The organism is Thermosporothrix sp. COM3, from assembly GCF_059696735.1.
The window spans coordinates 6,480,872-6,505,160 of record NZ_AP019376.1 but is presented as its reverse complement, the minus strand read 5'-3'; the positions used below and the strand labels follow the sequence as shown (position 1 = coordinate 6,505,160).

19 protein-coding genes are annotated in these 24,289 nt (G+C 52.4%); 10 read left to right on the top strand and 9 right to left on the bottom strand.

Annotation, left to right across the window (positions count from 1 at the left end):
• Window positions 1–5: 5 nt before the first annotated feature.
• Window positions 6–1,886 (top strand): molecular chaperone HtpG, encoded by a 1,881-nt coding sequence (gene htpG, locus KTH_RS27800; protein ID WP_111320187.1) that lies wholly within the window; start codon window positions 6–8, stop codon window positions 1,884–1,886.
• A gap of 563 nt (window positions 1,887–2,449) precedes the next feature.
• On the top strand, window positions 2,450–3,376 hold the full coding sequence (locus tag KTH_RS27795; RefSeq protein WP_111320185.1) for an LLM class F420-dependent oxidoreductase: 927 nt from the start codon (window positions 2,450–2,452) through the stop codon (window positions 3,374–3,376).
• Between the two features lie 235 nt (window positions 3,377–3,611).
• Here KTH_RS27795 and KTH_RS27790 read toward each other — a convergent pair whose 3' ends face one another.
• Window positions 3,612–3,809, bottom strand: coding sequence for a helix-turn-helix domain-containing protein (locus KTH_RS27790; RefSeq protein ID WP_111320183.1), 198 nt, complete (start codon window positions 3,807–3,809; stop codon window positions 3,612–3,614).
• A 1,076-nt stretch (window positions 3,810–4,885) separates the two neighbouring features.
• On the opposite strand from KTH_RS27790, the gene KTH_RS27785 reads away from it, so the two are divergent.
• Together KTH_RS27785 and KTH_RS27780 are read left to right on the top strand one after the other, a co-directional pair.
• On the top strand, window positions 4,886–5,863 hold the full coding sequence (locus KTH_RS27785) for an ABC transporter ATP-binding protein (protein ID WP_111320181.1): 978 nt from the start codon (window positions 4,886–4,888) through the stop codon (window positions 5,861–5,863).
• Between the two features lie 171 nt (window positions 5,864–6,034).
• Window positions 6,035–7,060, top strand: coding sequence for an endonuclease/exonuclease/phosphatase family protein (locus KTH_RS27780; protein WP_111320179.1), 1,026 nt, complete (start codon window positions 6,035–6,037; stop codon window positions 7,058–7,060).
• Between the two features lie 60 nt (window positions 7,061–7,120).
• Here KTH_RS27780 and KTH_RS27775 read toward each other — a convergent pair whose 3' ends face one another.
• The 3 genes from KTH_RS27775 to KTH_RS27765 all read right to left on the bottom strand — a co-directional run bounded on the left by KTH_RS27775 (window position 7,121) and on the right by KTH_RS27765 (window position 10,150).
• On the bottom strand, window positions 7,121–8,131 hold the full coding sequence (locus tag KTH_RS27775) for an N-acetylglucosamine kinase (protein ID WP_111320177.1): 1,011 nt from the start codon (window positions 8,129–8,131) through the stop codon (window positions 7,121–7,123).
• Between the two features lie 20 nt (window positions 8,132–8,151).
• On the bottom strand, window positions 8,152–9,459 hold the full coding sequence (locus KTH_RS27770; protein ID WP_111320175.1) for a family 4 glycosyl hydrolase: 1,308 nt from the start codon (window positions 9,457–9,459) through the stop codon (window positions 8,152–8,154).
• A 376-nt stretch (window positions 9,460–9,835) separates the two neighbouring features.
• Window positions 9,836–10,150: a hypothetical protein gene (locus KTH_RS27765; protein WP_111320173.1), complete on the bottom strand. Its 315-nt coding sequence runs from the start codon at window positions 10,148–10,150 to the stop codon at window positions 9,836–9,838.
• Window positions 10,151–10,468: 318 nt separating this feature from the next.
• On the opposite strand from KTH_RS27765, the gene folE reads away from it, so the two are divergent.
• The 3 genes from folE to KTH_RS27750 are packed head-to-tail and all read left to right on the top strand — an operon-like array spanning window position 10,469 to window position 12,711.
• Window positions 10,469–11,119, top strand: coding sequence for a GTP cyclohydrolase I (gene folE / locus KTH_RS27760; RefSeq protein WP_111320171.1), 651 nt, complete (start codon window positions 10,469–10,471; stop codon window positions 11,117–11,119).
• The gene (locus KTH_RS27755; RefSeq protein WP_111320169.1) at window positions 11,116–11,958 is read left to right on the top strand and encodes a RibD family protein; all 843 of its coding nucleotides are present in this window, start codon (window positions 11,116–11,118) and stop codon (window positions 11,956–11,958) included. Before folE ends, KTH_RS27755 begins: the two co-directional genes overlap by 4 nt.
• An 18-nt stretch (window positions 11,959–11,976) precedes the next feature.
• Window positions 11,977–12,711 (top strand): SDR family NAD(P)-dependent oxidoreductase, encoded by a 735-nt coding sequence (locus tag KTH_RS27750; protein WP_111320167.1) that lies wholly within the window; start codon window positions 11,977–11,979, stop codon window positions 12,709–12,711.
• 66 nt (window positions 12,712–12,777) lie between these two features.
• Here the strand turns inward: KTH_RS27750 and KTH_RS27745 are convergent, their stop codons facing one another.
• From KTH_RS27745 to KTH_RS27730, 4 genes are all read right to left on the bottom strand, one after another.
• Window positions 12,778–13,944 carry an aminotransferase class I/II-fold pyridoxal phosphate-dependent enzyme gene (locus KTH_RS27745; RefSeq protein ID WP_111320165.1) on the bottom strand — a complete coding sequence of 389 codons (1,167 nt, stop codon included), beginning with the start codon at window positions 13,942–13,944 and terminating at the stop codon, window positions 12,778–12,780.
• Window positions 13,945–14,145: 201 nt separating this feature from the next.
• The gene (locus KTH_RS27740) at window positions 14,146–14,748 is read right to left on the bottom strand and encodes a hypothetical protein (protein WP_111320163.1); all 603 of its coding nucleotides are present in this window, start codon (window positions 14,746–14,748) and stop codon (window positions 14,146–14,148) included.
• Window positions 14,749–15,324 (bottom strand): redoxin domain-containing protein, encoded by a 576-nt coding sequence (locus tag KTH_RS27735; RefSeq protein ID WP_111320161.1) that lies wholly within the window; start codon window positions 15,322–15,324, stop codon window positions 14,749–14,751.
• A gap of 171 nt (window positions 15,325–15,495) precedes the next feature.
• A complete protein-coding gene (locus KTH_RS27730) occupies window positions 15,496–18,507 on the bottom strand; it encodes a LuxR C-terminal-related transcriptional regulator (RefSeq protein WP_111320159.1) in 3,012 nt (1,003 codons plus the stop codon).
• Between the two features lie 334 nt (window positions 18,508–18,841).
• Between KTH_RS27730 and KTH_RS27725 the strand changes: the two genes are divergently transcribed.
• Window positions 18,842–20,038 (top strand): RNA-guided endonuclease InsQ/TnpB family protein, encoded by a 1,197-nt coding sequence (locus tag KTH_RS27725; protein ID WP_137686196.1) that lies wholly within the window; start codon window positions 18,842–18,844, stop codon window positions 20,036–20,038.
• Between the two features lie 34 nt (window positions 20,039–20,072).
• Here KTH_RS27725 and KTH_RS27720 read toward each other — a convergent pair whose 3' ends face one another.
• Entirely contained in the window at window positions 20,073–21,530 is a 1,458-nt protein-coding gene (locus tag KTH_RS27720) for an NADP-dependent isocitrate dehydrogenase (RefSeq protein WP_111324642.1), read from the bottom strand.
• 452 nt (window positions 21,531–21,982) lie between these two features.
• Here KTH_RS27720 and KTH_RS27715 point away from each other — a divergent pair, with 452 nt between their 5' ends.
• Entirely contained in the window at window positions 21,983–23,143 is a 1,161-nt protein-coding gene (locus tag KTH_RS27715) for a M50 family metallopeptidase (protein WP_111324641.1), read from the top strand.
• Window positions 23,144–23,511: 368 nt separating this feature from the next.
• Window positions 23,512–24,237 carry a cytidylate kinase-like family protein gene (locus KTH_RS27710; RefSeq protein ID WP_111324640.1) on the top strand — a complete coding sequence of 242 codons (726 nt, stop codon included), beginning with the start codon at window positions 23,512–23,514 and terminating at the stop codon, window positions 24,235–24,237.
• Window positions 24,238–24,289: the final 52 nt, after the last annotated feature.

Sequence of the window (24,289 nt, the reverse complement as noted above, 5' to 3'; positions counted from 1 at the left end):
TGTACATGACGGTAGAGGCTCAAAAGGAAACGCTTGGCTTTCAGGCTGAGGTCAAGCAACTGCTGGATCTGATGATCCACTCTCTCTACAGCCATAAAGAGATCTTTTTGCGCGAGCTCATTTCAAATGCCTCGGATGCAATCGACCGGTTGCGTTTTGATGCGCTTTCTGATCCCTCGCTCTATGAGCGGGATGCCGATTTCAAGATCCGCGTCTCGTATGATAAAGAGGCCCGCACGATCACTATCTGTGATAACGGTATCGGCATGAGCCGCAATGAGGTAATCGAACACATTGGCACCATCGCCCGCTCTGGCACAAAAGAGTTCTTCAAGTCGCTCACCGGCGATAAACAGAAGGATGCAAATCTGATCGGCCAGTTCGGCGTAGGCTTCTATTCCTCCTTTGTTGTGGCAGACAAAGTCACCCTGACCACCCGGCGAGCCGGTACACCTGCCAGCGAAGGCGTGCGCTGGGAGTCAGATGGAAAAGGCGAATATAGCCTCGAAACCGTCGAGAAACCGACCCGTGGTACTGAGGTCACGTTACATCTGCGCGAGGACGAGAGCGAGTTCCTCGATGGTTACAGGCTTCGCTCCATTATTCGCAAGTATTCCGATCATATTCAGCTCCCGATCTATATGCCCGTTGAGGACAAAGAGAAACAGGGCGAAGAAGAGGTCGTCAACAAGGCGTCTGCGCTCTGGACCCGCTCAAAAAGCGAGATCAGTGATCAGGAATACAAAGAGTTCTACAAACATATCTCACACGATTTCAGTGACCCTCTCACCTATCTGCATAGCAAGATGGAGGGCACACAGGAATACACAATGCTGCTCTATGTTCCCGGGCAGGCTCCGTTCGATCTTTGGACCCGCGAACATCATCATGGCGTCAAGCTCTATGTACGCCGCGTCTTCATTATGGACGACGCTGAAAAGCTGATGCCCCGCTACCTGCGCTTTATACGTGGTGTCATCGACTCAAACGATCTACCTTTGAACGTTTCGCGTGAGATCTTGCAGCAGAACCGCCTGATCGATTTGATGCGCTCTAATGCCACCAAGAAGATCCTGGGCCTGCTGAACGATATGGCAACCAAAGAGCCGGAGAAGTACGAGACCTTCTGGCGAGAGTTCGGACGCGTGCTCAAAGAGGGTATCATTGAGGATCATAGCAATCGCGATACGCTGGCCAAACTCCTGCGCTTCTCCAGCACCTTCTCTGAGAGCGACAAGCAGGATGTCTCACTCGAAACCTACGTGAAACGCATGAAAGAGGGGCAGGACAAGATCTACTATCTGATCGCCGAGAGCTACACCGCGGCCAAGAGCAGCCCGCTGCTGGAAATCTTCAAACAGAAGGGTATCGAGGTCCTGCTATTCACCGATCCGATCGATCACTTTATTGAGACCGAGTTGCGCGAATTTGACGGTAAACAGCTCCAATCAGTCTCAAAAGGCGAGATTGATCTGAGCAAGTTTACTGACGAAAAAGAGAAGGAAGAGCAGCAGAAGACCGCCTCCGAAGCGAAAGACCTGATTGAGCGGCTCAAGACAGTTCTGGGCGATAAAGTCAAAGATGTACGCACCACGAACCGCCTGACGAGTTCCCCGGCCTGTCTTGTCGTTGATCAGTATGGCATTGATCCAAGCCTGAAACGCCTGCTTGAGGCCAACGGGCAACGGCTTCCTCAGGACAAGCAGATTCTGGAAATTAACCCGCAACATGCCATTATTCAGAAGATCAAGCAAGAAACAGATGAACAGCGTTTTCAAGATTGGGCGCATGTGCTCTTTGAGCAATCACAGCTCAGCAGTGGCGAGCCACTGGAAGACCCGGTCGGCTTTGTCAATCGGCTGAACAACCTGCTCGCTCAATCCTGACCCTCACAACCTCAAGCCGCGTTATCCATTTTCTCGATAACGCGGCTTTTTCTTTTTCTATCACCCCATCTGAAGAGAACAGCATTTCTATGCTATGCTAGAAACAGAAGTGCAACAATGCCACTCCCGAAGGAGAGGCGCCGCGAATGAGAGATAGAGGACGTTCAGAACGATCGGATCTCCGTTTCCCTATCCGGTCAATATTCACCGTTTCAGGGGTTCCCTCTCAGAATGGCCCGTAGAGCCTCAAATTGCCAGAAAAAGAGGAAAGGGGTGTAGCAGTACCGAAGCCGAACAAACACAACCATTTTTGGCCTTTTAGGGGCGATAGAAAACGTTTTTCCGAGTCTCTTTGCATAACCCTGTTTTTATGCCTGCCAACTCCCGTTAGAATGCTATATTTCAAGACAGAAAGAAAAGAGAATGGCGCTTTCTCAACAGAAAGACTTTACTACAGGCAAGCGGCAAAAAGGCAAGAAACCAGACAGAAAAGAGTTCTCTCAGTAGTAAAACATAGATAGAAAGCCCCTTGCAGACCTGTCACAAGAAAGGAGTCTGGAGACATGGAACTTGGCGTTTTTCTTCCAATTTCGGGACGCGCAACCGGACCAGAAACACTGATTGAAGCAGCACAGAGCGCCGAAGCCCTGGGGTTTGCCGCGATCTGGTCGGCAGATAGGGTTGTCACGCCCTGGGAGATCACCACCGCCTATCCATACAGCGAGAATCGGCATTTTATCGTTCCACCAGATAAACCATTTCTGGACTCGCTGACCTGCCTGGCATTTCTGGCCGGACATACGCACCATATTCGCCTGGGGATCAGTGTCCTGGTGCTTCCCTATCGTCACCCGCTCTACTGGGCGCGTGTGGCCGCCTCTATCGATTGTCTCTCACATGGCAGGCTGATTATGGGGGTAGGAGTTGGCTGGATGCGCGAGGAGTTCGCGGCACTCGGTGTTCCTTTCAACGAGCGAGGCAGGATGACCGATGAACAGCTAGAGCTTGTGCGGCAACTCTGGACGAAGGAGCATATCAACTTTGAGGGGAGCTACTATCAGGTGCGGGATATTGCATTTTTCCCCAAACCGATGCAAGGGGTGCCGTTGTGGGTTGGCGGGGAAGGGATCCACGCACAGCGCAGAGCCGCCCGCTTTGGGGATGCCTGGTTTCCCTATTTTGTCAGAATTACGCCAGAAAAGCTACAGGCAGGATTCGCAACTGTACAGCACTTGAGCGCCGAGGCTGGTCGCGATCCTGCCCATATTTGTTTTGCTTGCTGTCGCCCGATAGAAGTAACGTCTCAGGCGGTCCCCCAGGATCCGGAGGTCTTACGCGGAAGTCCAGAACAACTGGTCGAAATGCTCCGTATGTACCGGGATATCGGGGTAGCACATCTGGCCCTGCAATTTATGGCCCCTCGCTGGCCGGAGCGTAAAGTCCAAATCGAACGCTTTGCTCGCGAAGTGTTACCATATTTGCACATTTAGACCTATCACTCCCATACCCGGATAGAAAACAGGCGAGAGGGGATGCCTCTAGAGAGAGCCCCTCTTCGACCACCCAGACCTCGTTGCAAGAAACAGCGAAAAAGTTGTATAGGCGATGAGCGTACAAGACGCTCACAAATTACGAGCTTAAAGAGTCAGACATCCGGCTACTCTCCCCGTAGCCAATGCCCACATGCGCCCGGGAGAGTTCCCGTTAGCGCCCTCTTCCTGCAACTCAGGCGGTTGCCGTGGTGGAGGTGCTGGAACCGAGCACCTTGTTCAGGGTCTCACGCTTAATGCGATATGCCTGACGTGCATTCACATGAGGCAGAACGACGGCCTCAAGGGCTCCCTGCTTCACCCAACGGCGAACGGTAGTATCGTCAACACGAAGAATGCGGGCCACTTCTGAAACAGTTAAAAGCTCACTCATTGTTATCTACTCACTTCCTTTAAGGTTTGTATCCCGCACATGCACCACTGCTATCGCTGTTGCGACAAGCATGCGCGGTAAAAATTGCCAGAAAACATACACAAGAAAACATTGTGTATGCATTGTATAACATTGTAAGAAACTTGTAAAGGAGCATAGTCAGAATGAGTACCAGATAGAGGAAAAATGGCTACTATCCACACTCATCCACATTTCCTCATGCTTAGAATGTTCTGCACCTGAAACCTTTCCAAGATAGAAGGAAGGGCAGGTACTTATACTAAGCGTAAAGGAAAAAGAGCCACCGTCGAAGAATCGTACAGACATTATTCAGTACGCCAGACGGCACGTTACATAACTGCATCTTCTCCTCTAAGGATACTTTACCAGTGATTTAAGCTTTTGTCAAGTCGTCCATTAGTATAGGCATGAACATCAGCATTACTTACTAGAGAAATTACGTTATTAACGCTATCCATTATACGGAAACAAAGCATTTAGATACACAACATTACAACACATAGCACAGTAGCGACTATTCCAGTATATCGAAATATTCCTATCCACCAATTTATATACTTTCAGACAAAAAGAAAACTGCTCGGAATGAACAGCAAATAGGATAAAAGTCTTGCTAGCAGGCTCCAGCCTCGTTTCAAGAGCAACAAAAGAAGAGGGCTGTAACCCCCTGAAAGATACAGAGCAACAAAGAGTGTATGAAGCAATGATACCAACAACGAAAACGATAGAACAGGCTGCTTGGTCACAAATACAGTGTTACTATCTATCATTTTATAGTCACATATAGAATAATCGACTCCTAATTGTTTTATCAAATTCTCATATGAGCTGACAAGATGTCAGAATAATCCTGCTCCCACTCAACTCCCGTTGAGACAATTTTGAGACAAATATGTGATACCTCTGCGACACCGCTCCCCTATCCTATTTGCAGGGGCACATTAGCGCCAAAGAAACGCAAAAAGCGAGATCAAAGGGACAGAAGTTATTCTACCCCACGACCCTGAGATCACTCTGAAATAATCCTTAGAGAAAAGAAAGGATTCTGTTACAACATGATGCAACAATATCACCAATCAACGGTCATTGCGACCTCTGCATCCCCGTCTATGCGCTCTTCTGACGTTGTTCTGCGCACCAAAGACCTTTATAAACAGTACAAGCAACGCGTCGTCGTTGACAAGCTCAATCTTGATATTAGAAGAGGCGAGATTTACGGCTTTTTGGGCCCAAACGGTGCGGGCAAAACGACCACCATTCGTATGATTTTAGGCCTTATTACACCTACTTCGGGCGGAGTTGAAATTCTTGGACAGGATGCTCGAGAAAATAGGTCGAAAGTACTACCCCGCGTAGGAGCTTTGATTGAGACGCCCGCATTATACCGCTATATGTCTGCTCGCGACAACCTTCAGGTCTTTGCAAAGGCATTGGGAGGCGTCCCTGCTCGACGCATTGATGAGATCCTTGAACTTGTCGGCCTTGCCGACCGGCAGAAAGACAAAGTCAAAACCTATTCGCTTGGTATGCGGCAACGCCTGGGCATTGCTATCGCCCTGCTGAATGATCCTGCCCTGTTGATTCTGGACGAGCCAACCAACGGCCTTGACCCTGCTGGTATCGTCGAAATGCGCGATTTCCTGCATCGGCTCGCCTCAGAGGGCAAAACGATTCTGATGTCCAGTCACCTGCTCTCAGAAGTACAGCAAATCTGTAGCCATGTCGCGATCATCAGCTTTGGCAAACTGATTACTGAGACCGCAGTTGAGAAACTGACCCGCGGACATGGGGAGTTCATCGTCAAGATCGACCCAATGCCGCAGGCGCTCGCCTCAATCCGCGCGCAGTCATGGGGTCAGGGAGCCTACAACAACGAAAAGGGGGAGATCGTCACCCAGGCCCCTAACGGGCGTGGCCGTGATCTTTACCTGTTCTTGAGTCAGCAAGGACTTATCCCTGATGAAGTATATCAGGCAGAGCAGGATCTTGAGAAAATCTTCCTGAAATTGACTGACGGGCACTCAGGCAATTAAGGCCTGAGCAGTCCTGTTGGATGGCGAGCAGACAAGGGTAAACAGACAGAGCAGGAGAGATGGATATTATGCGGAACCATCTTGACAAACCGTGAGGAATAACATACGTTACCAGATGGAGAATCACTGCGAGACAGAAAAAAGCTCTATCCCTAAAAGGATGTCTCTTCTATGACTCTATTCACAACCCTTCTTCAAAAACATCGCTTTAAAGCATTTACAATCGCAACGTATGTGTACTTTGGTCTCCTGATCCTTCTCTTGCTTTTACAATCTATCTTACAGCAACGAGATGGAGTACTTGCCCTTTTCTCTATCTTTGCGCCTTACCTGTTTATTCCCTTTCTACTTCTTTTCCCTTTTCTCTTTTTCAGACAAACCGCCTTTTTGCGCATCGTGTTTCTGCTCGCCATACTGGTCTTTGGACTGCTCTATAGCCCTCACCTCGCTTTCGGGGCCGGAGCAGCAGGTGAGAAGCCTATTACCGTTCTGACCTGGAATTTTCTTGGTAATAACGCGCGTAGTGGGTCACTTCGCCACGTGCTCAATACAGAACAGCCGCAAATTGTTGCGCTTCAAGAAGCAGATTGGCGGGGCATCGATATGGCAGACGATGTGCTCACACGCTATCCCTACCACCTCTATCGGCCTGATCAGGGAGTGCCTCCGGGTGAAGTTCTGCTGAGCACATATCCGATCCTCGACTACGGAGAAGTTGAGGCCCCCGACGGCTCGCGAGCTATCTGGGACATTCCCCGCATTCTCTGGGCACGACTCGATCTCGGCCAGGGGCGCACGCTCTTCGTGGTGAATGCCCACCCGATTTCTGCCGTCAATACTGTCTACGGTTGTACCTTCTGCCCAAAGCGCCGGGATAGCCAGATTCAGGAGCTACAAAAATTTATCCAGTCACACCTGAAACAGGGAGAGCATGTGCTGCTGCTCGGTGATATGAATACGACAGACCGTGAGGTGGCATACAAAGATCTCTCGAACGGGCTGCAAGATATGCATCGACTGGTAGGCAACGGAAGCGGGCATTCCTGGGGGCTTCGACAACTCAACCGCTTCTGGGCCTTGCTCCGCATCGATTATATGTTTGCCAGCCCGAATATCCAGCCTCTCAGCCTGAAAACAGACTGTTCCTCGCGGGGGAGTGACCACTGTGTCCTGATCGGACAAATCACTCTGAAATGAGGCAAAGAAAAACAGAGAGCGCAAGATTAGTGTTGCACTCTCTGTTGCTTTTCTATGGCTCTATAAGCGCCCGTTCACGGTATCGAACAGGGAATGATCTGGAATTGTCGGTTCCAGCCGCGCAATAAGCTCCTGATCAAGGGCAATCCCGGCCAGCTCCAGAGCCGAGAAGAGCACCCCTATAACCGGCTCATAGCGTGCTCGCACCGGGCATGCCTCTGGAGAAACAGTGCGTACTCGCTCTACGATGGCACGTTCTAACAGAGACGAAGGATGGCGAAACACGCCACCGCCCAGCACCAGCGGGAATGCAGTTCCCTCAATGCCCACCTTTCGAGCAGCGACATTCGCGATATCACCAAGCGCATAGCCGTGATCCCGCACCAGCCGATAGGCCAGCTCATCCCCGGCTTCAGCCTCATCCAGCAGCACCGGTGTCAGGCTCTCACTACGTGGCCGCTTGCCTCGAAAATCCCGACTGGTCATCTGACGCAGCAGTTCTTCGATGGAGGAAACGGCAAATGTGTCCAGCACTCGAGCAGTCAGGCTGGTAGGGATTTCCAGCCCGAGTTCGGCCAGGAAGACCCGTTCCAGCGCCTTACGACTCAACTGAACGCTTCCCTCAGCCTGAATCTGCCAGAAACTGCTATGCCAGACACGCCCATCAGGACCGCGAGCCCCCGTCGCCGCACCAGTTCCACAAACCACAGATACCCCGACATTACCGGTGGTTCCTGCGTGTAGAATACCCAGGGCGTCGTTCTGGATCAGGATCTCGCGTCCGTACAGGCGCTCACTCATCGCGGCCTGCAAGACAGCGAAATCTTCGGGCCAGTCAGCGCCTGCCATATTAAAGACACCACTTACCAGATCTGCTGGCTCTGCTTGAGCCATCCGCAGCGCTGTTGTCACCGCATAGTCAATGTTCGCCAACGACTCCTTGATGTCGCCACCGCTGTTATAGATGTCGCCACAACCTCCACGGCCATAGCCAAGAATTGTACCGTCAAGGGCAGCAACCAGTGCAATGGTCTTGGTATTGCCGCCATCAACTGCCAGTACGCACTTCATGCCTCAACCCCTCCAAAGGTTTAGTGCAATAAACGCTCGGGCAAGTAAGCTTTGTGCGCAGCAGCCATTTCGTCATACAGAGCCTCAGCCTTCGCGAAGGAGCGAACCAGCGGGTTACTGGCAAGCGCCTTGATCGCATCCTTACGGGTACCGGCCCATGCAGCCTCAGCCGTGAGATACTGGTATTCACCAAGCTCTTTCACCAGACCACTCAAATGACGCGGCAGAGCTCCCTGTTGCAATGGCTGTACGCCGTTCTTATCAACAAAGCCTACAAGCTCAACAACCAGATCATCGGGGAGTTCTTTGATTGCGCCATTGTTCGGCACATTGACATACCAGACTTCCTTACGATCGTTGTAGATTGCATCCATCACGTCAAGTGCCAGCTCCAGTTCATGGATACCGCCACGAGAACGAGCCGGGTCAAGGTGCGGAACCTCTTTCTCCGCCTCCTCACGATAGTGAGCCCAGTAATCAGGCACGGAGGCCATAATATCCTGTGCGCGTGTCGTTGGCTTGTTCAGCAATTCCTGATAGATCTCGTTGGTAAAGTAGTAATACTGGAAATAATGGCTCGGCAGCGACTCGGCCTGAATTGCCAGTTCTACCAGACGCCGCATCCAGGGTGATGTTTGTTCCAGCTCCCCGTTCTGGCGCTTGCGCTCATATGCTTCGGCCAGCATGGGGATAAAGTCCTGTCCCTCATACAGGTGACGAACCGTCCAGGAGCCATGATTCAGGCCGATGGAGACTGCATCGAGTTTCTCGGGGTCCAATCCAGCCCAACTGGCATAGCCCGCGTTAGTCACAATCGGGCCCTCACAGAAAGAGATAGTTGGAATACTGCTATGCTTTGTCACCGCCTGTGAGATCAGGTTAATGGGGTTTGTATAGTTGAAGAGGCGGGCGTTCGGACAGACCTCCTCCATATCCTGAATAATCCCCTTCATGATATGCAGAGAGCGCAGCGCCATAAAGAAACCGCCCGGGCCCTGGGTCTCCTGCCCAATAATACCGTGTTTCAGCGGGATACTCTCATCCAGATAACGCGCCTCGAAGCCACCAGGGCGATAGCTGGTCAGCACCGCATCACAATCCTTCAAGCCCTCACGGCGATCCGTTGTAATTGAGACCTTTATATCCAGACCCTTCGCGCGAGCAAGTTTCTCGCTGATCTTCTGCACAACCTTAAGCGTGTCTTCATTGAGATCGATCAGCACAACTTCAGAACCATTGAAGTTCTCCCCCTGCTCCATGAAGGACGCCATTGTTCCAGCAGCGCGTGTACTTCCACCACCAATGTACGCGAATTTAATACGAGCCATACTAGTTCCTCTCAATTGCAGAAAGTGTATCGGCATACACCAATACTTCATTCATCGTAGAAACCCAACCGCGTGAAGATACGCACATGCGGTTGGCTATACCACATTCCCAAAAGAACAATCCCTGCTATTCCTGACTTCAAAACAAACAACAGAGTAGAGGCTTCTGGGTACGGGGAACATTCAGGGAGGCCGCCTTGTCTCCCGGGGATATGCTCCTTACAAGCATTCTACCATTTCAAGGCAGGGCTTGTACAGAGAACACTATCAGGAAATTTCTCGCTTCCTTCTTTATCACAAAGAAGCGCCTATTTCCTGATAGTGCAACGAAGGAAGATCAAGAGAGGAACCATCTCTACAAGCAGTTGATTTGCTTTCATTCATATCTGCAATAACGAGAATATTGCGAAGGAATTGGAACCGGAACGGTATCATCGCTATAAAACGAATCGTCATCGAGCCGACGATACCTGTACTGAAACGGATCGCTCACTGTATAGGGATCAACGAACTGTGGCTCAATCATATTCATCGGGCGGGCACTCCGCTTTGCGTGCCTCGTTGTACGCCGTACATCACGTACACGCTGCCAGCGGAACCACTGCCACTGACCAACTGTAAACAGCACCGCAACCAGAACCACCATCCCGACAAAGATAAGGAAAGACTCAATAGACGCTACATCGCCCATACCTTTCTACTCCTTTCCAAGTCGAGCAAGCAATCCTTTTATCGCATTATTCATCGTTGACACGAGTTTTCATTCCAAAACGTGCCACTATTCGGGTGCTTGCTTCATCTCGTTCTAACCGAGTACAGGTGAGCAAGGGTATCGTCCTTCTTATTGTACAGGTCTCAAGAAAGTCAAAGAACTACTTGACTTTCTTGACAATGCCCCTCATTTTTCATACACTGAATTAAACTCAGATATTGTCAATCAGGCCGATACCAGAAAGTGGAGATTGTCGCGACCAGAGAGGGGGGAATCTTCGGCCAGGAGAGGAAAACAATGACACTGAATATAGATCTTGACGATCTGGACTTTCAAGAAGCCATCCATCTCAAGCATCGTCATATCTCTGTTGAAGACATGCAGAAATTCGAGGGGTATATTGCAGAGATTTTTGCCGCTATGGGGATGGACGTCAATACCCCAAGCACTCGCGAGACACCACAGCGCTTCCTCAAGGCGATGTTTGACGCAACTGAGGGTTATGATGGTGATCCCAAGCTGATTAAAGTCTTTGATGCGGAGTATCCTGATGGTGTTGATGGCCGCCGCAGCCAGGTGATAGAGGGACCAATTCCCTTCTTCTCGCTCTGTGAACACCACGCGTTTCCCTTCTTCGGTCATGCGTACGTTGGCTATATCGCCAATCAACATATTATCGGACTTTCCAAGCTGACTCGCCTGGTACGCGTCTTCGCCAAGCGCTTCTCAGTTCAGGAACGTCTGACACAGCAAATTGCCAGCACGCTTGAAACGATCCTACAGCCACATGGTGTCGCTGTCTATCTGGAAGCAAATCACCTCTGCATGGCAATGCGTGGCGTACGAGAAACATCGGCACTGACTCGTACCACAAGCTGGCGCGGCGAATATGAAGCCAATCCAGAACTCCGCTCCGAGTTCTTCTCTGCCTGTCAGATTCGATCATGAAGCACTTCACACCATTTGAAACGCTGTTTGATGTCACGCAAGGAGCAGCCGTATCATTTCCCCCTCCTCTTGATTCGCTGGTCGGGAGCTTCACGCTGCCTGCCTCGAATCACTCTCCTGCCCTGATTGCCAATTTTGTGACAACCCTGGATGGCGTCGTCTCGCTCAACGCACCCGGGCACATGGGAGGGGGCGACATCAGCGGCTTTAACGCGCAAGATCGTCTGCTAATGGGCGTCCTGCGCTCGCTGGCTGACGCGGTTATTCTTGGAGCGGGCACACTCCGTGCGGAGAACCTGACAGGGTTGGCAGCTGAGGAATCCTGTCCTGAGTATGCGGACAGCTTCGCTCAGCTCCGCGAGCGCTTGCAGAAGCCCCGCTATCCGCTGAATGTGTTCATTACGGCTCACGGCGATATTGATCCAACTGCCCCGGTTCTGCACGAGGGGAAAATACCGGTGCTGTTCCTGACCACTCAGGAAGGGGAACAGCGCCTGCGCAAACACTCTTTTCCCCACACGGTCAGCATCGCCGCTCTCAAGGAACGCGGCCCTCTCGATCCACATGAGATGATCTCTGCTGTTCGGCTTCATCAGCCCGGTACACTGTTCTTGATAGAAGGCGGTGCACATCTTCTGAATGATTTTCTTGTTGCTCGCTGTCTGGACGAACTCTTCCTCACACTGGCACCTCAGATTGCCGGACGTGAAGACGGAGACGGTCGCCCCGGACTGGTCAGCGGACACCACTTCGCGCCAGATGCACCTCTCTGGGGCACACTTGTTTCGCTCAAACGCAGCGAGAGCCACCTTTTCTTGCGCTACGCCTTCTCACGCTAAGCAGAAAGGAAGCAGCCTATGCAACTGGCAGGAAAAGTAGCTATTATTACCGGGGTCAGCCAATCGGGGCAGGTCGGCTTTGCCCTCGCCTCCACTTTTGCCCGAGAAGGTGCACGTCTGACGATCAGTTCGCGCAGCGCTGAACGCGTTGCCGCACGCGCCCACGAATTGCAGGTATCCGGCGCAACTGTTCTCGGAGTAGCAGCCGACCTGACAACAGAAGCAGGCGCACAGACATTGATCCAGCGCACGCTTGAGGCCTATGGTCGAGTCGATATTCTGGTGAATCTCGCGGGCGGCCTGACCACCTATGGACCCTTTGAAGAGCTCACGCTTGGAGACTGGGAGCAAGAACTGAACAACAACCTGCGCACCACGTTCCTGTGCAGCCGCGCCGTCTGGCCGCTGATGAAACAGCAGGGCGGAGGCAAAATACTCAATTTTAGCCGGGCGGGCGACGCACTGGCCTCAGGCCCCAACATCCTTGCCTACAACTGTGCAAAAGCGGGCGTTGATGCGCTCACTGCCACCCTTGCCAGAGAGGGCAAGCCGCACAACATTCTGGTAAATGCACTCGGTCCGGGACTTGTTGCTACTCAATCCAATCTGGACGAGTTAGCCCCCTCAGAAGAAGAGTTCCGCAACCGTTGGGTCTCAAGGGAGCAGATTGTTGAAGCCGCGCTTTTTCTGGTCTCATCGGCCGGAGATGGCGTCAACGGCATCGTGTTACCGGTGCGCGGTCGCGGTATTTAGGGCGGGCAATCGATGCAACCCACTGCCGGGGATGAGCTATCCTCATCCCCCTGATCCGCGCTGCCATCACCCGTTTAGCTTACTCAGTCGCTCCTTTACCGCCTCAAGCACTGGATCAGTTTTACAGAAGGCAAAGCGTACCAATCCCTGCGCGATGGAGGCATGTTCAGCGCTATAGAAGCTCTCGGGAGGTATACAGGCCACGCCGACCTGTTCGATCAGATAGCGCGTAAACTCGACTGGCGTTCCCTCAAATACATCGCGATAGTCCGCCATGACAAAATAGGTTCCCTCGGGAACAGCACACTTTAAGCCACAGGCAGTCAATGAGGACAACAGCAGATCGCGCTTGGCTGTATACATTGTCTGGAGTCCCTGATAGTATGTATCGGGCAGATTCAACGCGTAGGCGATAGCTTCCTGTGTCGGATGATGGACTGAGAAGGTGATAAACTGGTGTGCCCGCCAGACGCCGGTTATCAGATCCGGGTGCCCATAAACCCACCCGATTTTCCAGCCAGTAGCGCTAAAAAGCTTTCCGGCGCTGCTCACGGTAACGGTCCGCTCAAACATACCGGGCAGGCTGGCAATAGGAATATGCTTCTTGTTGTCGAAAGTCAGGTGCTCATAGACCTCATCGGCAATGACCAGCACATCATGCTCGATACAGAGCTGTGCGATCAACGAGAGTTCCTCATATGTCAATACACGTCCGCTCGGGTTATGCGGCGTATTGAGCAGCAGGGCTCTAGTCTTCTTGTTAAAGGCCGCCCGGAGTTCGTCGGGATCAATGGTCCAGGTTGGTGGATGCAACGGGACGTAGACCGGCACGGCATTCGCCATGATAATATCTGGCACATACGAATCATAAAAAGGCTCGATCACAATCACTTCATCGCCGGGATCGACCAGACCAAGAATCGAGGCCAACAAGCCTTCAGTCGCTCCCGACGTGACCACCACACCTCGGCGGGGGTCAATATCCATTTGATAGAAGCGGGCCGCATGGTCAGCAACTGCCTGACAGAGAGCGGGCGTACCGAAACCAGGCGCATATTGATTCAAGTGTCCACTTTCGAGCGCCTGCACCACATGCTGAACAATATCCGGGGGCGTATCAAAGTCAGGCTTCCCCTGACCCAGGTTTAACGCCTGATGCTGTTCAGCCAGATTGTTTATCTCCGTGAAAATCGTCGTCGCAAACGAACGAACCCTGTTAGCAGAGGTAGGCATTGTCGCAAAACTCCATCACCGCAATATCACACTATATTTCAACAATCTGCACCCGAACGGGACCAGAAGCCGCCCGTCCGTTTTCCACACACAGCAGGAATCCCTGCGTACGTTTGCGCACATTATAACCTGTTCTGAGGAGCACTGTCGAACCGAGGCATTGAAAGAGGACCACGGCGCTGTGATCCTCGTTGCTTATTTCTAGGATGTATGGGTGATGGTATGAAATTGTCGCATGACCGCAGCGCCAAGCCTGTAGATCTCATTCACATCGGGGAACTCTGATGAACACGCCTGCATAATGTCTGCTGGCTTCAAGCCACAGTGAAAGAGCAGATAGGCGATCCGCCGTTCTCGTTCCGCCAGGCGTTGATAGAGCTGTTCGGGCAGATACACTTCAGCCACGGGCCGCGATCGTGCCAACGCCCCGATCACAGCATTCAAACAGGCCCCCAGACAGCGCGAAATAGCTTCCAGAGACGAAAACACCAGACGCCGTTCAAGCGTCACGCGCCGAAACTCGGCAAAAGCAGTGATGATAGTCTCCTCCTCATCGCGCACATTCAAGGCTCCTTGCACATGGGGATGCCGCCTCAGCCATGCACGCATTAGCGGCTTGAAGCACTGCTCAAGTGCCCCCCACGCCTGCTCATCCTGCTCATGGGTCGCCAGTCGCAACAGGGCTACGGTCGCCAGCTGGTTGCCTCTGGCGCATCGATAGTCTGCATCTTCAAGCTCCTTCTTGCAGTTTGCTGCAAGCTTAGAGACGCGGGAAACAGATTGCGGAGATGTTGTCTCTTGCATCTATATATCCTTTACACTACCAAACGATTCGCTCTTCGCAAAAACAACACCGAGAACTGCATCCAGTGCCGCTTGATAATCAGGTTCCTTCATCTGATCGCGAATATATTCGGTGTAGACAACACGATTTTCCTGGTCGATCACCAGAACAGCCCGCTGTAGGAGTCGCCATTCTTTCAGCCACACACCGAACGCATGGCCGAATTGTTCATTTCTCCAGGCAGAGAGCGTCTGATGAATCACGCCATGCATAGCCTGCCAGCGGGCCTGTGAGTAAGGCAAATCCATGCTGACAGTAAAAATACATGCTCCTGCCGGCAGCTTGTCTCGCAATTTTTCCCAATGCAACGTCTCATCATGACAGGGCTGACGTTCAAGCGAATTGACAATCGAGAGCAGTCGAATCATCCCTTGTGAGTCGGTCAGGCGCGTCTGGCGTACCACCATATCAATGAGATCCAGATATTCCAGGGTACAATCTGGCACGAAGTCGCCCACCTGCAACATCCGCCCGACGACAGTCAGACACTCGGTATTTCGATATGCACCGTGTCTTCTTTCTATGCAATCAGCCATTTACATTCCTGTTTGCTTTTCCACTGCTGCGTTTCTAGCACATGCAAGAAATATACCTGATAGCAGAAACTTTTACGTCCCCAGAATAAGGTAATTTCGCTCACGAGCAAAAAGACAATCGAGAGAGAGGCTCCGTAGAAGTGAGGAGAAGAGCTTTTCTTTGTCGAGATATCAGGATAGCTTAAACAGCTTGTGCTCTATTGCATAGCGCGTTGCTGCACTCCGTGAAGACACTCCGAGCTTACTGTAAATAGAGCGTACATGGGTATTTACAGTCAGTACCGAGATCACCAGTTTCTCGGCAATCTGGGGACTGGTGAGCCCGAGCGCAAGCAGGCGCAGAACTTCGATCTCGCGCGTGGTCAGGGCAGTGTGCGCAACCGCTTCCTTTGGGGTGCTAACCGCAGGTTGGCGCAACTGAGCATCATTGGCGATCAATGCCTGTGCCGGTTGCATGGCACAGCCCTCAGCATAAGCCTGCAAAAAGGTCTCTTCGCCAACCTGCAACCGCGCCTGGAGTAGAAAACGCTCAATGACTGCCTCAACCATTGGAGGTGTCACCGGCGCACCGATCGTCTGCTGAATGGACGCAGCCGCACCTGCCAGCCGCGCCGCCCAGAGCGCGTGGCCCTGGCTCGCGATCACCATTGCAAGCCCACGCAAGCCCAGCGCTGTAAAGATTTTATACTCGAAGCTGAGCTGCGCAAGGACCGAAAGGCTTTCCTCAAACAGCTCTCGGGCTCGCTGATAGTCACCCTGAAGCACAGCCCCCAACCCGAGAATAGTCACAGTCCAGACAATCCCCCGCTTATTTCCGACCTCTCGCGCCGTCTGCTTCCCCATCCGCACACGCTCCTCACCGGCCTGTACCTCACCCTGAAACATCTGTATACAGCCAGAAAGTGCCTGGGCAAAGATCAGAGTATTGCGATCACCAACAAGTTGAGCCTGCTTCAAACAGTGCTCAAGCTGTACTGAGGCGAAGGCAAAATCACCAAGCGAGAACAAAATCAATCCCAGAATCCAGAACGCCCGCGCCAGCCCCCAGGGAGCCGAGAGTTGCTGAAAGAGCGCCACACTCTGCTCAGCCAGCTCACGCGCTCGCCCATAATCGCCCCGGTCACGCTCCAGCGAGGCCAACCGCTCAAGCGTTGAGGCCACCCCCCAGATGTGATGCAGCTCTTCAAAAAGCCCGTGTGCTTCGTGGAGATAGGCTTGCGCTCTCGGGTAATCACTCTTCATAATGGACATATGCCCGAGCATCCAGAGTGCATTGGCATGGTCGCGCCGATCTCCATGTGATACAAAAAAAGACAGTGCCTCAAGACAGAGCGTTTCCGCATGCCTGTATTCGCCCTGCAACCCACTGAGTGTGCCAGCAGCCAGCAGCGCCTTTGCTCTGGTGTGAGGCGTCACCTGTTCGCAGCTTGAAAGCAGCCATTCCAGCACCCGACGTCCCTCACCCAGATACCCCTTCGCCCACCAGAACCAGGTGAGCGCCGTAGCCATCTGAAGCGCATGCTCCCAATCTTTTTGCGAGGCAAACCACAGCAGAGCAGCACGAATATTCTTATGTTCCATCTTTAACCTGTTCAGCCAGTGCAATTGCTCATCCGTCATATGTGCTTCGGCACTCAACGTAAAATCCAGCCAATAATAAGCGAACATCCGTTGGGTAACGGCTATTTCTCCTGTCTCATGTAACCGTTCCAATCCGTACTCACGCACAATTTCGAGCATCGAGAAGCGGGGCTCAAAGTCATCCTGCTCGATCAGATAGAGCAAACTCTTGTCGACAAGTGAGGTGATATCGTCAAGAATGGACGTCGTCGCATCGATAGCGCGATACACTTGCTCAATCATTTCCAGGGAGCCACCACCCGCGAACAGTGAAAGCAAACGGAATAGCCGCTGTTCTCGCTCTGTCAGCAGGTTATAACTCCAATCCAGAGTATTGCGAAGGGTTTGCTGACGTTCGGGCAAGTCCTGCGCAGGGCGAGAAAGCAGGTGCAGGGTTTGTTGATAGGGAAGGATAGCGTCTGTCGTGCCGTGCGGAATACGATGATGTCCACTTAAACGAGCCAGTAGCGCCTGAGGAGATAAGAGCTTACAGCGCGCCGCTGCCAGTTCCAGCGCCAGCGGCACCCCCTCAAGCCGCCGACAGATCGCAACAACAGCCGGCAGATTTTCAGGAGTCAGGGCAAAGTCCACTTTTACAGCCCGAGCCCGCTGCACAAACAGCGCCACCGCTCCGTATGTCAGCACATGCTCGATATCATGTAGTTGCTCATCAGTAGGCACAGCCAGCGCCTGCACCAGAAACTCATATTCGCCCCTCACTCGCAAAACCATCCGGCTTGTCACTACCACCTTGAGATAAGGGCAACGTGCCAGCAGTTCGACCAGAAGCGGGGCAGCAGTAATCACCTGCTCAAAATTGTCGAGGAGCAAGAGCAGGCGCTTTTTTTCCAGCGAACGAGCGAGGTACTCTAAAAAAGGCTCGGCACCAACATCCCGCAATCCGAGCACATCGGCGATTGCCAGGATCACTTGTACGCCGTCGGTAATGGTTGAGAGTGGGATAAAATATGCGCCATCCGGGTATTCTTCCCGCAAGCGTGACACAAGCTGTATCGCCAGACGCGTCTTGCCAATTCCTCCCATTCCGGCAAGTGTGAGCAAGCGCACGGAAGGCCGCCGTAACAGCGCACAAAGGGTCTGGAGTTCTTTTTCTCGTCCCAGAAGAGGCGTCAAATGAGCCATCAGGAACTCGGTATCATGTTCGATAGTACGGCCTACCGGTTCATGATGCTCGTCCGGGACAGGGGATACTTGCTCTTCTTTTGATTCAACCAGGCGAGTAGCTACCTGAAGCAGTCGTTCAGCAGAAAGTTCGGGACTCTTTCCGAGGTAGACCTTGCGCAGCTTGCCTGACTGTTTGCGGTATGCATACCAGTACCAGCCGTTGCGCTGGCGCTCTCTTCTCGCAGTATAGGAGACTGTTCCATCTTTGAAGGAGAACGAACGATTGCACTCATCTTCCAACCACTCAAACCAGGCAGGCGATCCTAGCTCGATGCATTGCAAGGAGTTTTGAGCAGATACCTGTAGCTGTAAAAAGCCCCCGATCACTGACGGTACTCGCGCCACAACCAGAACCTCACCAAATATCCGTTCTCTCACAAGTTACACAACAGCCATTTTACCATGTATTAGGTAACTCGTCTATGGCATAGAGTAGCACGTTTTCTAGAGGCCCGCTCTTTCTACTGCTTTCTTCATTGCGCCTGTCCTCCTGGATACTTGCATGTATATCCCGCAGGCAAAAAAACGAGCATGGCGGTCAACCACCATGCTCACAAGGGTTTACCAAAAAGCGGCAGAAGGCCCCTGGCTGAAGCCAGGGGGATGGATGGCGCAGGAAGCCATCAGAGTCAGAACGTTCCCCTTCGCTTGACAGAATACAATCGTTGTGCGAGAATACACGAAGATAGTGAGGACGAACAAGGAGCAAGGGATGCTGATCTCCGAATACAAGCTCGATGGGTCGAAGGCGCAATTCGCCGCCATCGAGGAAGCCATCCGCACCACCCAGTTCATTCGCAACACGTGCCTGCGCCTCTGGATGGATGCACGTGGCATCTCCAGGAATGATCTGCAGCGGTATTGCGCTGTGCTGGCCAAACAATTTCCCTTTGCGCTCTCCCTCAACTCACAGGCCCGGCAAGCTGCCGCTGATCGGGCGTGGGCTGCCATCTCCCGTTTCTACGAGCACTGTCGTCTCAAGATACCCGGCAAGAAGGGGTACCCTCAGTTCCAGCATGATTGTCGCAGTGTCGAGTACAAGCAGACGGGCTGGAAGCTGGATCCTGATGGGGTACACATTCGGTTCACAGATGGCTGTGGCATTGGCCGGCTGCGCCTCATCGGCTCTCGTGATATCATGACCTTTCCCCTCTCACAGATTAAGCGGGTACGACTGCTCCGGCGGGCCGATGGCTATTATTGTCAATTTGCGGTGGCAGCTACCCGCCGGGTCGAGCATCAGTTCAGTGGAAGACAGGTGGGCATTGATCTGGGGCTGCGTGCCTTCTTCACTGACTCCGAAGGCAACACCGTGGCTCCTCCTCAGTATCTCCGCAAAGCGGAACGACGGCTCAAGCGGCTGCATCGTCGGCTCTCGAAGACGCAGAAGCGCTCCGCCAATCGGCGCAAAGCCCGTCAAGCCCTCAGCAAAGCGTATCTCAAGGTACAACGGCAGCGCGAGGATTTCGCCAGAAAGCAGGCGAACGCGCTTGTCTCGTCTCACGACGTGATTGCCTACGAAGCCTTGCAGATCCGCCATCTCGTCAAGAACCGTCATCTGGCCAAGAGTATCGCTGACGCGGCGTGGGGGCGCTTCCTCTGGTGGGTGAGATACTATGGCACGCTGCATCGTGTTCCGGTGATCGGGGTGGAACCGGCCTTTACGACTCAGAACTGTTCTCGTTGTGGGCAGCGGGTCAAGAAGAGCTTGAGTATGCGTACGCATCTGTGTCCTGGCTGTGGGCTGCTCCTCGACCGAGATCACAATGCCGCCTTAAATATCTTGCACAAAGCGCTACAGGGTACCGTCGGGCAGACGGGAACCGACGAGGGTGTCTCGTCGAACGCTTCTGGACAGCCTGCCGCTACGCGGCGTCGCAGTGCGGCGCCGCGCAAGCAGGCTGGATGAAGGAAGAATCCCCGCCCTTCAGGTCTGGGGAGTGTCAATCACCGGGGACTTTTGAATATCCTGCTTTCCCATCAAAATTGTAGAGATTTTCTGTCTTGATCGCGTCAAATCCCGCATCATAGACTCGCTTCAGGAGCGATACAATCTGTGCAGGAGTAACCGCTTCATCGGCATTGACGGCCTGGAAACGGCAGCGCCAGTGATCGGTGCAGAAGGTGTAGGGCAGACCATGCGGCCATACTTTCGCGCCACGGTTCATGATGGCCTTGAGCTCAAGTCCATCGCCATTGACTTTCTGGACCGCTGCGCCAAGCTCATCAGCGCTTCCCTTGTTCCAATCAAGATAGACATCAACGCCGACCAGCTCTTTCTTTGTCGGGAGTTCGGCACTCTTCGCACGAGCGGTCGTGGTAGTGCGGGCAGGAGATTCCTTGTAGCTGACGGCCTTCAACTTCTCGGGCTGCTGACCGATGCGGGCAATCACAGCTTCAGCGAACTCTTTTGTCCCGACCTTCTGCTTGCTGATACCCTCTTTGTAGATATCATAGGTATGAATGCCGTCTTCCAGCGTGCGCAGCCAGGCATTGTGCACCTTTGTCGCCACATCGGGCTGGCCGATATGCACCAGCATCATCACAGCACCCATCAGCAGACCGGAAGGGTTGGCAAGGTTCTGACCTGCACGCCGTGGAGCAGATCCGTGAATGGCCTCAAACATGGCAAAGCCATCACCGATATTTGCGCCACCGGCCATACCAACAGAACCGGCAATCTGAGCCGCAACGTCCGAAAGAATGTCTCCATACAGGTTGGGCATGACAACCACGTCGAAGTTTTCGGGGGTATCGGCCAGCTTTGCCGCACCGATATCGACAATCCAGGTTTCATTCTCAATATCTGGATACTCAGCTGCGATCTCGTCAAACACCTTATGGAACAGACCATCAGACTGCTTCATAATGTTGTCTTTCACGAAGCAGGTCACTTTTTTGCGGTTGTTGCTGCGAGCATACTCGAAGGCGTAACGAATAATCTTTTCACTGCCCGGACGGCTGATCAGCTTGATGCTCTCCATCACGGTTGGTGTCTGCTGATACTCGATCCCGCTATAGAGGTCCTCTTCGTTCTCACGCACAATAACCACATCCATATTCGGATGCTTGGTCTCAACGAAAGGATAGTAGGCAACACAGGGACGCACATTCGCGTACAGAGAAAATGCCGTACGCACGGTAACATTCAGACTTTTGTAGCCACCACCCTGCGGAGTCGTAATCGGGGCCTTCAGAAATACCTTCGTTCGGGCCAACGAGTCCCACGCGCTCGGCTCAATACCGGCGCTGATCCCGCGAAGATACACCTTCTCGCCCACTTCAATCTCTTCGATATCTATGCGTGCACCTGCTGCTTTGATAATATCGAGCGTGGCATTCATGATCTCAGGACCGATACCATCGCCATAGGCAACAGTTATAGGAACATTTTGAGCCATAACTAAACTCCGTCATCAGTTTTTATGGTTTTGTGATATGACCAACGTCCAGTATAGCACAAAGTCCTAGCAAGCGAGAGCGCTCTTTTTCTTTCTCGTGCTGACTGTGCTATACTAAGAGATACAGGGAGAGCTGCGCAACCTGCACACCAAATCACCCTGATACCCTTTCCTGCATTACTCAGTTAAAAAGGTTATTTGCAGTGAAGAGAAGTGGCACTTCAGTGTTTTCGCAAACCACGAAGAAGCATTTCTCAGATCTCCCTGTCTCTTTCTCTCTTACCCTCACACGCCATCCATCCCCTGAAAGTAGCAGCACAATAACCAAAACATATCAAACAACCGATAAAGAAAAGTAAATAAAAAAAGAAGAGCCGTAATAGTATGCAATTTTGTGTGATAAACAGTATAATTATCTTTAATCATTGGACGTTGACCGAAGGAGTGCATAGATGAATCCTTTGTACATACTGGCCGTTATTCCGGTACTGGGGCTCCTGGTGTTTATTCACGAGCTCGGCCACTTTCTTGCCGCGAAGTGGTCTGGTATTCGGGTTGAAGAATTTGGCCTGGGACTACCCCCCCGTATTGTTGGTATCCGCAGAAATACGCGTGGCCGCTGGGAATTCCTCTGGTTCGGGCAAAGAGAAGAGCATACCACTGTGCCAGGGGAGGCCGATGATGATCGCACCATTTATTCGATTAACCTGCTTCCTATTGGCGGCTTCGTGCGCATGACAGGCGAGAACGGTGAAGAAACCGAAGATGGCATTGTCGACCCCAAAAGCTTTATGGCAAAATCAGCCGGGAAACGCTTTATTACGCTGATTGCAGGCGTTGTGATGAATTTTATCCTCGCAATCCTGCTGTTTACCATTGCTTTTGGTCCCGGCATGGGCATTCCAAAAGATATCTCTACAAAGATTAGCGAGGTACAGCCCAACACGCCAGCCGAAAAAGCAGGGTTACACCCCGGTGACACCATTCTTGCGGTCAACGGCCATGCAGTCGAGAATATGACGCAAACCACAGCCGAGATGCAGAACCTGCTGAAAGCCAGCAATAACCCCGAAACGGTCCCTATTCAACTGACCATTCGACGCGCGAACTCCTCACAAACACAGACCATCACAGTTGAGGCGCGCAAGCATCCTCCAAAGGGACAGGGATCTATCGGTATCGTCAACCGAGAACCCTTGATGGAGACGGTTCCACTGTGGCAGGCACCGCTTAAAGGCATTCAATATACCTTTAGCCTGATCGGACAAATCTTCCAGAATCTGGGACAGCTCTTCCTCGGTCGTGGCTTCGATCAACTTGCCGGACCGGTCGGGATCGCCCAATCAACCGGCGAGATTGCACAGAACGTACCACGTCTGGGATGGGGCCTGATCTTCGCCTGGACGGCCAGCTTGAGCCTGAGTCTGGCTGTGATGAACAGTCTGCCTTTCCCGGCACTGGACGGCGGGCGCATTCTGCTGATCCTGATCGAAGTGCTACGCGGCGGCAAGCGCATCAAACCGGAACGTGAGGCGCTGATCAACCTTGTTGGTTTTGCAGCCCTCATTCTGCTGATGATCGTCATTACCATCAATGATATTCGCCGCTGGTAAAATCAAAATGACAGAAAGCCGATCCCTCTTGCGGGGGTCGGCCTTTTTTCTACCCTTCTTCTCCTTCGCGAAAAATGTATTTCTATATATTTATTAACAAAACTATGCTTTTCTCGCTCTACCAGCTTTCTTTGTCGCCCGTTAGCCACTTTCAATCGTACAAAGAAGAAAGTACGGGTAAAACACAAGCTAGAGGACCGAAGCCCTCTCTGAGCCAAAGGACCAGAGAACAGTCAGACGGCTGAGTATTTCACTCACGCCTTCCGGCACTCGAAACGGTGGAGGCGCGTTCTTACGTATCACTTATGTGCTTCGGTTCCCTATAGTGCAAACCACATCCGGGAAAAACCGGAGAAGGAGCAGCCCCTATGGAAGAGAAAAAGCAGATGCGGGCAATTACCATCTCACGTGAATATGGAAGCGGCGGCGGCGAAATCGCGCGCAGGCTGGCTCAGCGTCTTGGCTGGCGGCTCATTGATCACGAACTGGTCATCCGAGCAGCACAGGAACTTGGTATCAGTGAAGAAGAAGCGGAGATACAGGACGAGCATGCCGACTCGTTTATCAGTAGCCTGATCAACAGTATGCGTATTTTGCAACCTGCCATGTTCACGATTGAACCAATGCCCCTGCTCTCCAACCCTCATCTGTATCGGGAAACGATGAGTAAGCTCGTCGAGACAGCGATTGAAGCAGGACCAGCCGTCATTGTGGGGCGCGGCTCACAGATGATTCTGGCCGAACACCGAGATGTCTTCCACACACGTATTGTAGCGACGCTCGAAAAGCGCATTCGCTACGTCATGCAACGAGAACAGGTTTCCGAGAGTGAAGCAAAATCACGCATTCAGATGAAGGAACAGGACAGAATCCGCTACCTGCAAACACAGTATCACTGTCACCCGGATGATTCTTCGCTCTATGATTTGATCGTGAATACCACTGTATTGAGTCTGGACCAATGTGTTGACCTGATTCTTCAGGCGCTGAACTACAAAGCAGAACGGCTGCATCTACCAGAAGAAGAACTCGGCCCGGGTGCAGGACTTCAACCGTACCCGTCCCTGCCTGGCGATCTCCGTCCTCCTGTGTAAAGCAAACAAAAAGGCCTCTATTCTTTGTCGGAATAGAGGCCTGTGTTTTTCT

Bases quoted from the DNA above. Each gene is read 5' to 3' on its own strand.
- KTH_RS27745 (WP_111320165.1), bottom strand. From the start codon at position 13,944: ATGCCTACCTCTGCTAACAGGGTTCGTTCGTTTGCGACGACGATTTTC.
- folE (WP_111320171.1), top strand. From the start codon at position 10,469: ATGACACTGAATATAGATCTTGACGATCTGGACTTTCAAGAAGCCATC.
- KTH_RS27720 (WP_111324642.1), bottom strand. From the start codon at position 21,530: ATGGCTCAAAATGTTCCTATAACTGTTGCCTATGGCGATGGTATCGGT.
- KTH_RS27775 (WP_111320177.1), bottom strand. From the start codon at position 8,131: ATGAAGTGCGTACTGGCAGTTGATGGCGGCAATACCAAGACCATTGCA.
- KTH_RS27725 (WP_137686196.1), top strand. From the start codon at position 18,842: ATGCTGATCTCCGAATACAAGCTCGATGGGTCGAAGGCGCAATTCGCC.
- KTH_RS27790 (WP_111320183.1), bottom strand. From the start codon at position 3,809: ATGAGTGAGCTTTTAACTGTTTCAGAAGTGGCCCGCATTCTTCGTGTT.
- KTH_RS27740 (WP_111320163.1), bottom strand. From the start codon at position 14,748: ATGCAAGAGACAACATCTCCGCAATCTGTTTCCCGCGTCTCTAAGCTT.
- KTH_RS27755 (WP_111320169.1), top strand. From the start codon at position 11,116: ATGAAGCACTTCACACCATTTGAAACGCTGTTTGATGTCACGCAAGGA.
- KTH_RS27715 (WP_111324641.1), top strand. From the start codon at position 21,983: ATGAATCCTTTGTACATACTGGCCGTTATTCCGGTACTGGGGCTCCTG.
- KTH_RS27795 (WP_111320185.1), top strand. From the start codon at position 2,450: ATGGAACTTGGCGTTTTTCTTCCAATTTCGGGACGCGCAACCGGACCA.
- KTH_RS27785 (WP_111320181.1), top strand. From the start codon at position 4,886: ATGATGCAACAATATCACCAATCAACGGTCATTGCGACCTCTGCATCC.
- KTH_RS27735 (WP_111320161.1), bottom strand. From the start codon at position 15,324: ATGGCTGATTGCATAGAAAGAAGACACGGTGCATATCGAAATACCGAG.
- KTH_RS27780 (WP_111320179.1), top strand. From the start codon at position 6,035: ATGACTCTATTCACAACCCTTCTTCAAAAACATCGCTTTAAAGCATTT.
- KTH_RS27765 (WP_111320173.1), bottom strand. From the start codon at position 10,150: ATGGGCGATGTAGCGTCTATTGAGTCTTTCCTTATCTTTGTCGGGATG.
- KTH_RS27750 (WP_111320167.1), top strand. From the start codon at position 11,977: ATGCAACTGGCAGGAAAAGTAGCTATTATTACCGGGGTCAGCCAATCG.
- htpG (WP_111320187.1), top strand. From the start codon at position 6: ATGACGGTAGAGGCTCAAAAGGAAACGCTTGGCTTTCAGGCTGAGGTC.
- KTH_RS27710 (WP_111324640.1), top strand. From the start codon at position 23,512: ATGGAAGAGAAAAAGCAGATGCGGGCAATTACCATCTCACGTGAATAT.
- KTH_RS27770 (WP_111320175.1), bottom strand. From the start codon at position 9,459: ATGGCTCGTATTAAATTCGCGTACATTGGTGGTGGAAGTACACGCGCT.